This window comes from Streptococcus cristatus, assembly GCF_008369405.1.
GTDB lineage: Bacteria > Bacillota > Bacilli > Lactobacillales > Streptococcaceae > Streptococcus > Streptococcus cristatus_G.
Genome location: NZ_VSJJ01000009.1, coordinates 89,565 through 99,840, shown reverse-complemented (window position 1 = coordinate 99,840; position 10,276 = coordinate 89,565). Strand labels below are relative to the sequence as shown.

11 protein-coding genes and 1 pseudogene are annotated in these 10,276 nt (G+C 45.2%); 9 read left to right on the top strand and 3 right to left on the bottom strand.

Annotated features, from left to right (window positions below):
- The first annotated feature begins 41 nt into the window (after window positions 1-41).
- The 5 genes and pseudogenes from FXF62_RS08790 to FXF62_RS08770 all read left to right on the top strand — a co-directional run bounded on the left by FXF62_RS08790 (window position 42) and on the right by FXF62_RS08770 (window position 3,999).
- The gene (locus tag FXF62_RS08790) at window positions 42-308 is read left to right on the top strand and encodes an ACT domain-containing protein (protein ID WP_005590918.1); all 267 of its coding nucleotides are present in this window, start codon (window positions 42-44) and stop codon (window positions 306-308) included.
- An 11-nt stretch (window positions 309-319) separates the two neighbouring features.
- On the top strand, window positions 320-1,657 hold the full coding sequence (locus FXF62_RS08785; RefSeq protein ID WP_149518449.1) for a PFL family protein: 1,338 nt from the start codon (window positions 320-322) through the stop codon (window positions 1,655-1,657).
- Window positions 1,658-1,767: 110 nt separating this feature from the next.
- Window positions 1,768-2,459: pseudogene (locus tag FXF62_RS08780) on the top strand (histidine phosphatase family protein).
- A gap of 116 nt (window positions 2,460-2,575) precedes the next feature.
- Window positions 2,576-3,265 carry a histidine phosphatase family protein gene (locus tag FXF62_RS08775; protein WP_149518448.1) on the top strand — a complete coding sequence of 230 codons (690 nt, stop codon included), beginning with the start codon at window positions 2,576-2,578 and terminating at the stop codon, window positions 3,263-3,265.
- Window positions 3,262-3,999, top strand: coding sequence for a M15 family metallopeptidase (locus FXF62_RS08770; RefSeq protein ID WP_149518447.1), 738 nt, complete (start codon window positions 3,262-3,264; stop codon window positions 3,997-3,999). The genes FXF62_RS08775 and FXF62_RS08770 overlap by 4 nt, the downstream gene beginning before the upstream one ends.
- Before the next feature lie 73 nt (window positions 4,000-4,072).
- On the opposite strand, the gene gdhA is transcribed toward FXF62_RS08770, so the two are convergent.
- Window positions 4,073-5,419 carry an NADP-specific glutamate dehydrogenase gene (gene gdhA, locus FXF62_RS08765; protein ID WP_149518446.1) on the bottom strand — a complete coding sequence of 449 codons (1,347 nt, stop codon included), beginning with the start codon at window positions 5,417-5,419 and terminating at the stop codon, window positions 4,073-4,075.
- 235 nt (window positions 5,420-5,654) lie between these two features.
- On the opposite strand from gdhA, the gene FXF62_RS08760 reads away from it, so the two are divergent.
- The gene (locus tag FXF62_RS08760) at window positions 5,655-6,590 is read left to right on the top strand and encodes a dihydroorotate oxidase (RefSeq protein ID WP_149518454.1); all 936 of its coding nucleotides are present in this window, start codon (window positions 5,655-5,657) and stop codon (window positions 6,588-6,590) included.
- A 267-nt stretch (window positions 6,591-6,857) separates the two neighbouring features.
- Here FXF62_RS08760 and yidC read toward each other — a convergent pair whose 3' ends face one another.
- Both yidC and FXF62_RS08750 read right to left on the bottom strand, forming a co-directional pair.
- Window positions 6,858-7,778 carry a membrane protein insertase YidC gene (gene yidC, locus FXF62_RS08755; RefSeq protein WP_149518445.1) on the bottom strand — a complete coding sequence of 307 codons (921 nt, stop codon included), beginning with the start codon at window positions 7,776-7,778 and terminating at the stop codon, window positions 6,858-6,860.
- 81 nt (window positions 7,779-7,859) lie between these two features.
- A complete protein-coding gene (locus tag FXF62_RS08750) occupies window positions 7,860-8,138 on the bottom strand; it encodes an acylphosphatase (protein ID WP_005590906.1) in 279 nt (92 codons plus the stop codon).
- Window positions 8,139-8,279: 141 nt separating this feature from the next.
- Between FXF62_RS08750 and FXF62_RS08745 the strand changes: the two genes are divergently transcribed.
- The 3 genes from FXF62_RS08745 to FXF62_RS08735 are packed head-to-tail and all read left to right on the top strand — an operon-like array spanning window position 8,280 to window position 10,259.
- The gene (locus FXF62_RS08745) at window positions 8,280-9,020 is read left to right on the top strand and encodes a TrmH family RNA methyltransferase (RefSeq protein ID WP_149518444.1); all 741 of its coding nucleotides are present in this window, start codon (window positions 8,280-8,282) and stop codon (window positions 9,018-9,020) included.
- 44 nt (window positions 9,021-9,064) lie between these two features.
- Entirely contained in the window at window positions 9,065-9,556 is a 492-nt protein-coding gene (locus tag FXF62_RS08740; protein WP_048766208.1) for an HDIG domain-containing metalloprotein, read from the top strand.
- 19 nt (window positions 9,557-9,575) lie between these two features.
- Window positions 9,576-10,259 carry a Bax inhibitor-1/YccA family protein gene (locus FXF62_RS08735; protein ID WP_149518443.1) on the top strand — a complete coding sequence of 228 codons (684 nt, stop codon included), beginning with the start codon at window positions 9,576-9,578 and terminating at the stop codon, window positions 10,257-10,259.
- Window positions 10,260-10,276 lie beyond the last annotated feature (17 nt).

The following is a 10,276-nucleotide window of genomic DNA, read 5'->3' as shown; positions in this document are numbered from 1 at the left end:
TTATGCTACAATATTAGCAATAAAAATGATTGGAGCAAACGATGAAAGCGATTATTACGGTTGTTGGAAAAGATAAGGCAGGGATTGTGGCTGGTGTAGCTAGTAAAATTGCCGAGCTGGGGCTCAATATTGACGATATTTCTCAAACGGTTTTGGATGAGTTTTTTACCATGATGGCTGTCGTGTCTAGCGACGAAAAGCAGGATTTTGCTGCGCTTCGTAGTGAATTTGAGGCCTTTGGTCAGACCCTCAATGTCAAAATCAATATTCAAAGTGCAGCGATTTTTGACGCTATGTACAATATCTAAGGAGAGGGCGCATGGATATTAGACAAGTTACAGAAACCATTGCCATGATTGAGGAGCAGAATTTTGATATTCGGACTATCACCATGGGCATTTCTCTCTTGGACTGTATTGATACAGATATTGATCGGGCATCGGACAAGGTGTACCAAAAAATTACGACCAAAGCTAAAAATCTGGTGGCAGTCGGAAATGAGATTGCAGCTGAGCTGGGGATTCCTATCGTCAACAAGCGGGTCTCAGTGACTCCGATTTCTCTGATTGGGGCAGCTACGGATGCTAGGGACTATCTGCCTCTGGCTCATGCTCTGGATCGGGCAGCAAAAGAAATCGGTGTTGACTTTATCGGTGGTTTCTCTGCCTTGGTCCAAAAGGGCTATCAAAAAGGGGACGAAATCCTCATTAATTCCATTCCGCGGGCTTTGGCTGAGACGGACAAGGTCTGCTCCTCTGTCAATATCGGCTCAACCAAGACTGGCATCAATATGACGGCAGTTGCGGATATGGGACGGATTATCAAGGAAACCGCCCAGATTTCTGACATGGGGGCGGCCAAGCTGGTCGTCTTTGCCAATGCGGTAGAGGATAATCCCTTCATGGCGGGCGCTTTTCATGGTGTCGGTGAAGCAGATGTGGTCATCAATGTTGGTGTTTCTGGGCCGGGTGTTGTCAAGCGGGCCTTGGAAAAGGTCCGTGGTGAGAGCTTTGACGTGGTGGCTGAAACGGTCAAGAAAACAGCCTTCAAAATCACCCGTATCGGTCAGTTGGTCGGTCAGATGGCCAGCGAGCGTCTGGGCGTCAAGTTCGGGATTGTTGACTTGAGTCTGGCTCCAACACCAGCAGTCGGGGACTCAGTGGCTCGCGTCTTGGAAGAAATGGGCTTGGAAACAGTTGGTACTCATGGTACGACAGCGGCACTTGCCCTACTCAATGACCAAGTCAAAAAAGGCGGTGTCATGGCCTGCAATCAGGTTGGCGGTCTGTCTGGTGCTTTCATTCCTGTGTCAGAAGACGAGGGCATGATTGCAGCTGTGCAAAATGGCTCGCTCAATTTAGAAAAGCTAGAAGCTATGACAGCTATCTGCTCGGTCGGTTTAGATATGATTGCCATTCCAGAGGCAACGCCTGCTGAGACCATCGCAGCCATGATTGCGGATGAAGCGGCGATTGGCGTTATCAATCAGAAGACGACAGCTGTGCGGATTATTCCGAAGGGCAAGGAAGGCGATATGATTGAATTTGGCGGACTCTTGGGAACAGCTCCGGTCATGAAGGTCAATCAGGCTTCGTCAGCAGCCTTTATCGCACGTGGCGGTCAGATTCCTGCGCCAATTCACAGTTTTAAAAACTAAGTATATAGGGGGTCTGTTTAACAGACCCTTTCCCTCTGTCTTGCTTGGTCAAGTGCGAGACAAATAAGCCACTCTTAGACGGGTGGCCTTGACAAAAAAAGGAGACATTCATGGCAAAAACGAAATTATACATTATCCGGCATGGGAAGACAATGTTTAATACCATTGGCAGAGCTCAGGGTTGGTCGGATACTCCCTTAACTGAAGAAGGCGAACGTGGCATCCGTGAGCTAGGGATTGGGCTAAGAGAGTCTGGTTTGGAATTTACCAAGGCTTTCTCGAGCGACTCTGGTCGAACTATTCAGACAATGGGGATTATCCTAGAAGAGCTGGATTTGGTCGGGAAGATTCCTTATAAGTTTGATAAGCGCATCCGAGAGTGGTGCTTCGGGAGCTTTGACGGGGCTTATGGTGGCGATCTTTTCCGTGGAGTAATTCCAAGGGTACGTGACACCGATAATTATAAAGAGCTGACTTTCCCAGAATTGGCAGACGGCTTGGTTGAAGTGGATACGGCTGGCTGGGCTGAGCCCTGGGGCAACTGAGCGGGCGGATTTTAGCTGGATTTACAGCTATTGCCCAAGAAGTGGAGGCCGCTGGTGGAGGCAATGCTTTGGTTGTCAGCCATAGTATGACCATCGGGACTTTTGCCTATCTGCTGGACAAATCCATTAGCAAAAATCCTGAGGTTGACAACGGCAGTGTGACAGTCGTCGAATATGAAAAGGGGCAATTTACGATTCAGATTTTGGGAGATGTGTCCTACCGTAAGGTTGGTGCTAAAATTTTGGACGCTAAATAAACCGTTATAAGAAAGCAGGGCAATGATGGAGGATTGTTGCGCTGTTTTCTTGCTATCTTAGAGACCGCTTTTTTTCAGAAAAGTGATATAATGGAGGAGAATAAGGGGGTAAGTGTATGGCAAAAACAAGATTATACCTGATCCGGCATGGGAAGACCATGTTTAATACAATCGGACGAGCTCAGGGCTGGAGTGATAGTCCATTGACAGCAGAAGGCGAACGTGGCATCCGTGAATTGGGGATTGGTTTGCGTAAAGCGGGTATTGATTTTAAACTAGCTAGATCCAGTGATTCAGGTCGGACGATTCAGACGATGGGGATTATCCTGGAAGAGCTGGGCTTGACGGGAAAGATTCCTTATAGGTTTGACAAGCGCATCCGCGAGTGGTGCTTTGGCAGCTTTGACGGGGGATATGACGGTGAGCTCTTTATGGGAGTCATGCCTCGGGTCTTTAATGTCGAGCATGTTCACCAGCTCAGCTATGCCGAATTGGCTGAAGGTTTGGTTGAGGTGGATACAGCTGGTTGGGCAGAAAACTGGGAAAAACTCAGCAGCCGCATTTGGGAAGGCTTCTCAGCTATTGCTGAAGAGCTGGAGGCTTCTGGTGGTGGCAATGCTTTGGTTGTTAGCCATGGAATGACCATCGGAACCTTCGTCTATTTGATAAACAGAAGCCGCCCTCATGGACTTGACAATGGTTCTGTGACCATAGTGGATTATGAAGACGGGAAATTCAGTGTTGCTTGTGTTGGAGATATGTCCTACCGTGAAGTTGGAAAAGAGGAGCTGGAGGCAGAAGCTTGAAAAGAGGTCACCATGCTAAGAAAAACTTTTCTTTGTATCGACTGATAAACTGGGTCTTGTTTTTAGGGCTTGGGCTTGGATTGCTAGTTGCTTTGTGGCTATTTCAAGGGCAGGATCAACATGTCCAAAAACCTGCTGATGAAAATCTTGAGGTCTTGGAGTCGAATTTACCCAATGTTTCAGTTGATGACTGGGAATTGATACTGGTCAATCGTAGCCACCTTCAGGAAGATGCGCCCCCTCAATTGACCCAAATTGATGACATTCAGGTAGACAGCCGTATTGCTGAAAATACCAGAAAATTCTTGGCCGCAGCACAGAAAATTGCACCGGGAGAAACTTTGATTTCGGGCTATCGAAGTCGAGCGGAGCAGGCAGAAATTTATGAAGAAGCCCTAGCCTTGGCAGAGGAAGAGGGGCTTTCTCGACAAGAAGCGGAACAAGAGGTGCAAAAACGAATTCAGATTCCTGGCGCCAGCGAACATCAGACAGGCTTGGCTATTGATATGAGTGAGCCAGAAGGTCAGGAAGATGAAGTGGCCGATAAGATTGCGGAAATTGCTCCCAGATATGGCTTTATTCTACGCTATCCTGAGGGGAAAAGCGATATTACTGGAGTGGATTTTGAGAATTGGCACTATCGCTATGTCGGCGTAAAATCTGCTCAATACATGCAAAAGCATCATTTAGTCTTAGAAGAATACCTAGCTCTTTTAGAAGCTGTAGATAAGTGAGTTTTTTCTGGACTAATTTATAGATAAAAAATCAGCTTGCTCGTTTGAGCAGCTGATTTTTAACTTTTTTATTTTAAACCAGACCTTGGGCGATCATGGCGTTGGCTACATTTTCAAAGGCTGCAATATTGGCACCAGCAAGATAGTCCTTGCCAAGTCCATAAGTTTCAGCAGTAGTTTTAGCTGTATTGAAGATGTTGGTCATGATGTCTTTGAGACGGCCGTCAACTTCTTCGCGAGTCCAAGATAGGCGCAGGCTATTTTGGCTCATTTCTAGAGCGGATACAGCTACACCACCAGCATTGGCAGCTTTAGCAGGACCATAAAGGATTCCGTTTTCTTTGTAAACTTTGATAGCATCAAGGTCGCTCGGCATGTTAGCACCTTCAGAAACGACTTTAACTCCTTGGGCAACCAAACGTTTGGCCGCTTCCCCATTGATTTCATTTTGAGTGGCACATGGAAGAGCGATGTCGTAGTTACCAGCGTAAATCCAGACAGAACCTTCATAGTAAGTAGCAGTAGCTTTTTCAGCAGCGTATTCTGTCAAGCGAGCACGGCGGTTATTCTTCACATCTGCTAGGAGGTCGAAGTCGATACCATTTTCATCAATAACATAACCATTTGAGTCAGACACAGAGATAACGGTAGCACCAAGTTCAGTTGCTTTTTGCAGAGCGTATTGAGCAACGTTACCTGAGCCAGAAATAACCACTTTTTTACCAGCAAAGCTGTTACCGTTAGCTTTGAGCATTTCTTCAGTGTAGTAAACCAAACCATAGCCAGTAGCTTCTGGGCGAATCAAGCTACCACCAAATCCAAGAGGTTTACCAGTCAGGACACCAGCGTCGAATTGATTGAGGCGTTTGTATTGGCCGTAGAGGTAGCCGATTTCACGTCCGCCGACACCAATATCACCAGCTGGAACATCAAGAGATGGGCCGATGTGTTTTTGCAATTCAGTCATGAAGCTTTGGCAGAAGCGCATGACTTCGGCATCAGTCTTTCCTTTAGGATCGAAGTCTGATCCACCTTTACCTCCACCGATTGGAAGTCCAGTCAAAACATTTTTAAAGATTTGCTCAAATCCGAGGAATTTCAAAATCCCTTGGTTAACAGTTGGGTGGAAACGCAGACCGCCTTTATAAGGACCAACTGCTGAGTTAAATTGTACGCGGTAACCACGGTTAACTTGTACTTTACCTTCGCGGTCCACCCAAGGAACACGGAAGCTAATCACACGTTCAGGCTCAGTGATACGGGCCAAGATATTTTCTTCGATGTATTCAGGATGCTTTTCAAAGACTGGCTCAAGCGTACTGAGAAACTCTTCAACGGCTTGGAGGAATTCTGCCTCGTGTCCGTTGCGGGCTTTTACAGTTTCAAAAGTGCTTTGGATATATTCTTTAGCAGTTGTCATGGTGATTCTCCTTTGAAAGATTGTATTCTTACGGGGTCAATTATAGCAGAGATTTTTCCGCTTGTAAAGAAAAAAGTTGAATTTTCTGAAAATTCCCACGATATTTTTTCTGAAATATTCTTAAAAATTAGGGAGGTAAATACCGAACATTTTAGTAGAAAAATGGGCTAAACTCTTTATAGGAGGAACTTTAATGATATAATAGAAGAAAACTAAGGAATATGAGGTCAAAATGATGACGACAACCAAGACACAAATTGCGGGTTTTGAATTTGACAACTGTCTGATGAATGCAGCAGGAGTGGCCTGTATGACAGTCGAAGAGTTAGAAGAAGTTAAAAACTCTGCTGCAGGAACTTTTGAGACTAAGACGGCAACGCTGGACTTTCGTCAGGGCAATCCAGAACCACGCTATCAAGATGTGCCGCTGGGTTCTATCAACTCCATGGGCCTGCCCAATAATGGTTTAGATTATTATCTTGATTACTTGCTGGAGCTGCAAGAAAGCGAGCCAAATCGTACCTTCTTCCTCTCTTTGGTCGGTATGTCACCAGAAGAAACCCACACCATTCTCAAGAAAGTGCAGGCAAGCGACTTTAAAGGGATTACTGAGCTCAATCTCTCCTGTCCCAACGTTCCAGGTAAGCCACAGATTGCCTATGACTTTGAAACGACAGAAAAAATCTTGTCAGAAGTTTTTGCTTATTTCACCAAGCCGCTGGGTATCAAGCTGCCTCCTTATTTTGATATCGTGCATTTTGATCAGGCCGCTGCGATTTTCAATAAGTATCCGCTCAAGTTTGTCAATTGTGTCAACTCGATTGGAAATGGCCTTTACATTGAGGATGAGTCAGTGGTCATTCGTCCCAAAAATGGTTTTGGCGGTATTGGTGGCCAGTATATCAAGCCAACGGCTCTGGCTAATGTCCATGCCTTTTACCAACGCCTGAAACCAGAAATCCAAATCATTGGTACTGGTGGCGTCCTGACTGGGCGAGATGCCTTTGAGCATATCCTCTGTGGTGCCAGCATGGTGCAGGTAGGAACGACCCTTCATAAGGAAGGAGTAGCAGCCTTCGAGCGCATCACTGCCGAACTCAAGGAGATTATGGAAGAAAAAGGCTATGAAAGCCTGGAAGATTTCCGAGGAAAATTGAAGTATATTGATTAAAAGTTTAAGAAAGAGAGAGTGGGACAGAAATGGTAATTCGTTAGAATTTGATTTCGTAGTCTCACCTCCGCACAGTTGAGTAGGGCTGTAAAAGCTGATGAAATCAGCGTAGTAGAGCCCACTCAACCACTGCGTCTTGCTCGACAATCCAAAGACAATTGAGAGGCTAGGACTTTTGTCCCAGCCTCTCTTTTAGTATTGTTAGGGGAATGGAAAAAAGCCCTCCAAGATTAGATAGGAAATCTTGGAGGGACATGGATAATTTATTTATCTAGAACGTTGTTTACCAGCGTTGCGATTCTTTTTCTTTTTATTGTTTTGAGTAATTGCTTGACTCGCTTTTGGTGTCACATCCTTGATGCGGCCAGCATTGCTCATGGCTTTCGGAGGATTCTTTTCATATTCTTCAGCTACTTGCTTTCTAATCCGTGGACGAATCAAGTAGTTAATGATGAATTGTTGGATAATTTGGATGAAACCACCGACTACCCAGTAGAGGGTCACAGCCGCTGGTGACATGAAGGAGAAGACAACAATCATAATCGGGCTCATGTAAGTTGCACTCTTCATCTGCGCTTTTTGGGTCTCATCTTCGATCCCATGTAGGGAGAGAATTGACTGGATGTAGTAGAGTACACCGACAATGAGAGTCAAGGCCAGACTAGGTTTTCCAAGATTGATGCCAAGGAAGGTACTGCTTGCTACACCGTTTGTGTATTGGGCAGCGAAGAAGAGGGCTGAGAAGAAAGGCATTTGAATGAGTAGAGGGAGGCAGCCGATACCGCCAAACATACTCAGACCATTTTCTCTTTGAGCAGCCATAAGTTCTTGCTGCGCTTCTAGTTTTTCTTCTTGAGTTTCGGCATTATTGATTCGTTCTTGAATAGGGGCAAAGATGGGCTTGAAGTAGTTCATCTTTTCTGACTGAAGAGTCGCCTTCCAAGACTGATAGATTCCCAGTGGGAAAATGATCAGCCGCACGATGAGTGTAACGATAATAATCGCTAGACCGTAACCGAGACCTGAATTCTTAGCAAAGAACTGGATGCTATCTGCCATAGGCTGACCAAGCACGTCCCAAATGAGGCCAGAAGGATTGCCAGCCTTGTCTCGTCCGACACACCCTGTCAATAATAGAAGGAGGGACAAGCTCATTCCAGAGAATAAAATACGTTTAAATGTTTTCACGAGTTCATTTCCTTTGTTTCTAAAAAATAATACCTATCTATTCTACTGTTTTTTAAGGAAATATACAATAGTTCTGCAGACCTAATTTGCAATTTTAAAGTCGGTATAGGAATCAAAATTGGCCATGGTTACATCTAGATAGCTGACTTTAGAAAAAGGAGTCGGGCCTTTGCGGATTTCTTGAATGAACTTGGCCATGAGGGCAGAGCTTTCAGCTTGAGCTAAAATTTCGACTGTACCGTCGTCGTTATTCCAGACGCGACCGGTAATCCCGCCGATTTGCAGAGCAAGGGAGTAAACGCCCCAACGAAAGCCGACGCCTTGGACTCGTCCTTGCGCAATCATTCTTACTTTTTGCATCGTTACCTCCTTTTGTAGCGGTTTGAAACTCGCTTCTCAGCCCATAGCGCAGCGAGCAGCTGCTTGCTGGAGACAAGATTTTCTCTGAGGATAAGTCTAGAGGATGAGTTCAAAACTGCTAGATTGTGTTATAATGTATTTATGAATATTATAACCTCAAAAGCCAATAATGTGGTAAAAAAAGCTAAAAAGCTGCATCAAAAAAAATATCGTAGCGAGTCTTATTTGATTGAGGGCTGGCATCTTTTTGAGGAGGCTCTGGCCAGTCAGGCACGGATTCTGCGAATTTTTGCCTTGGCAGAGTACGAAGAGCGTTTGGCGGCATTTTCCCAGACGATTTTTGTCAGTCCAGAGATTCTCAGTGATTTGGCAGATAGCAAGACCCCTCAGGGAATCGTTGCAGAATTGGCCTTTGAGGAGCAAACGATTCCAGAAAAGCTGGAAGGTGCCTATCTCTTTTTAGAAGATGTGCAGGATCCTGGCAATGTCGGAACCATCATCCGAACAGCGGATGCGGCGGGTTATCAAGGAGTTTTTATCTCTAGCCACTCCGCTGACATTTACAATCTCAAAACCTTGCGTTCTATGCAGGGCAGCCATTTTCATCTGCCCATTTATCGCGTGAGCAGAGAGGATATGCTGGCACTAGCTCGTCAAAGTGACCTGCAAATTCTGGCTTCGACCTTATCAGAAGATTCTGTGGATTATCAAAAGGTCGAAAAACATGAAGATTTCCTCCTAGTCATGGGCAATGAAGGTCAGGGAATCAGCCAAGAAATGACGGATGCGGCTGATGTTCTGGTTCACATTTCCATGAAGGGTCAGGCTGAAAGTCTTAACGTAGCTGTAGCAGCCGGCATTCTGATGTTTTCTTTAAGCTAGCTTTTAGAAATCTCTCTATAATAAAACTAAATGGAGGTGATGATATGCCTTACAGAGAAGATGATGAATTTATGGCTTATGTGGGGCATTTGATTGAGAAGCCCAGCGTCCAACGCTTAAAAGGAATTACGCATCATATTCATTCCAATCGGCTTGAACATTCAATCAATGTCAGTTATACTAGTTATAAGATTGCTAAAAAATTTGGCTGGAATGCCCGCAGTACAGCACGGGGCGCTCTATTGCATGATTTATTTTATTATGACTGGCGTGAAACCAAGTTTAAAAAGAGTCATGCCTGGGTTCATCCCCGCCTAGCAGTCCGAAATGCCCGTAAGATTACCAAGCTCAATCGAGTTGAGGAAGATATTATCATCAAGCACATGTGGGGTGCTACCTTAGCACCACCACGCTACAAGGAGTCCTTCGTTGTAACTATGGTGGACAAGTATTGGGCGATCAAAGAAGCGACGGCGCCTTGGCGACAAAAGCTGAGTGGGCGTAAAAAGTATCATCGAAAGATGATGAAAAGTTAAAATGTAAAAAGGAGACATTATGAACAATACAATTATTCAAGAAAACAGTGGACTTTCTAGTTTTTATTCTAAGGTCTACGGATTTGTTGGGATGGGAATTGCCATCTCTGCTCTGGTTTCAGGCTTAATGCTGACGACCTTCCAGACGGCTCTAGTAGATATTCTGCTCCATTACCGCTGGATATACTACGGTGCGATTTTCCTTGAGGTGGCCTTGGTTTGGTCAGCTTCTAGTATGGGACTTCGCAATAGCCCAGCTGCCCTTCCCCTCTTTTTGAGCTACTCAGCCCTTAATGGCTTTACCATGAGTTTCATTGTAGCCATGTACACAGGAGGCGTGGTCTTTAAAGCATTTGCAGTTAGTGCGGCCGTTTTCCTTGTCATGGCAGCCATGGGCGTAGTCATCAAAAAAGATTTGTCTGGTATGGGTCGTGCTATGATTGCAGGTCTGATTGGGATTGTGATTGCGAGTTTTGTCAATATTTTCCTGGGTAGCGACATGATAGACTATATTGTAAGCTACGTCAGCGTCGTCATTTTCGCAGGGTTGATTGCTTGGGACAATCAAAAGATTCGCTATGTCTATGAGCAGACAGGCGGACAAGCTGGACTTGGTTGGGCCCTTTCTCTGGCTTTGAGCCTTTATCTCGACTTTATCAACCTCTTCCTCAGCATCCTTCGTATCTTTGGAAGAAACGACTAATAAAAGATGGATAGTTT

Bases quoted from the DNA above. Each gene is read 5' to 3' on its own strand.
- FXF62_RS08740 (WP_048766208.1), top strand. From the start codon at position 9,065: ATGCCTTACAGAGAAGATGATGAATTTATGGCTTATGTGGGGCATTTG.
- FXF62_RS08745 (WP_149518444.1), top strand. From the start codon at position 8,280: ATGAATATTATAACCTCAAAAGCCAATAATGTGGTAAAAAAAGCTAAA.
- gdhA (WP_149518446.1), bottom strand. From the start codon at position 5,419: ATGACAACTGCTAAAGAATATATCCAAAGCACTTTTGAAACTGTAAAA.
- FXF62_RS08750 (WP_005590906.1), bottom strand. From the start codon at position 8,138: ATGCAAAAAGTAAGAATGATTGCGCAAGGACGAGTCCAAGGCGTCGGC.
- FXF62_RS08760 (WP_149518454.1), top strand. From the start codon at position 5,655: ATGACGACAACCAAGACACAAATTGCGGGTTTTGAATTTGACAACTGT.
- FXF62_RS08790 (WP_005590918.1), top strand. From the start codon at position 42: ATGAAAGCGATTATTACGGTTGTTGGAAAAGATAAGGCAGGGATTGTG.
- FXF62_RS08775 (WP_149518448.1), top strand. From the start codon at position 2,576: ATGGCAAAAACAAGATTATACCTGATCCGGCATGGGAAGACCATGTTT.
- FXF62_RS08785 (WP_149518449.1), top strand. From the start codon at position 320: ATGGATATTAGACAAGTTACAGAAACCATTGCCATGATTGAGGAGCAG.
- FXF62_RS08735 (WP_149518443.1), top strand. From the start codon at position 9,576: ATGAACAATACAATTATTCAAGAAAACAGTGGACTTTCTAGTTTTTAT.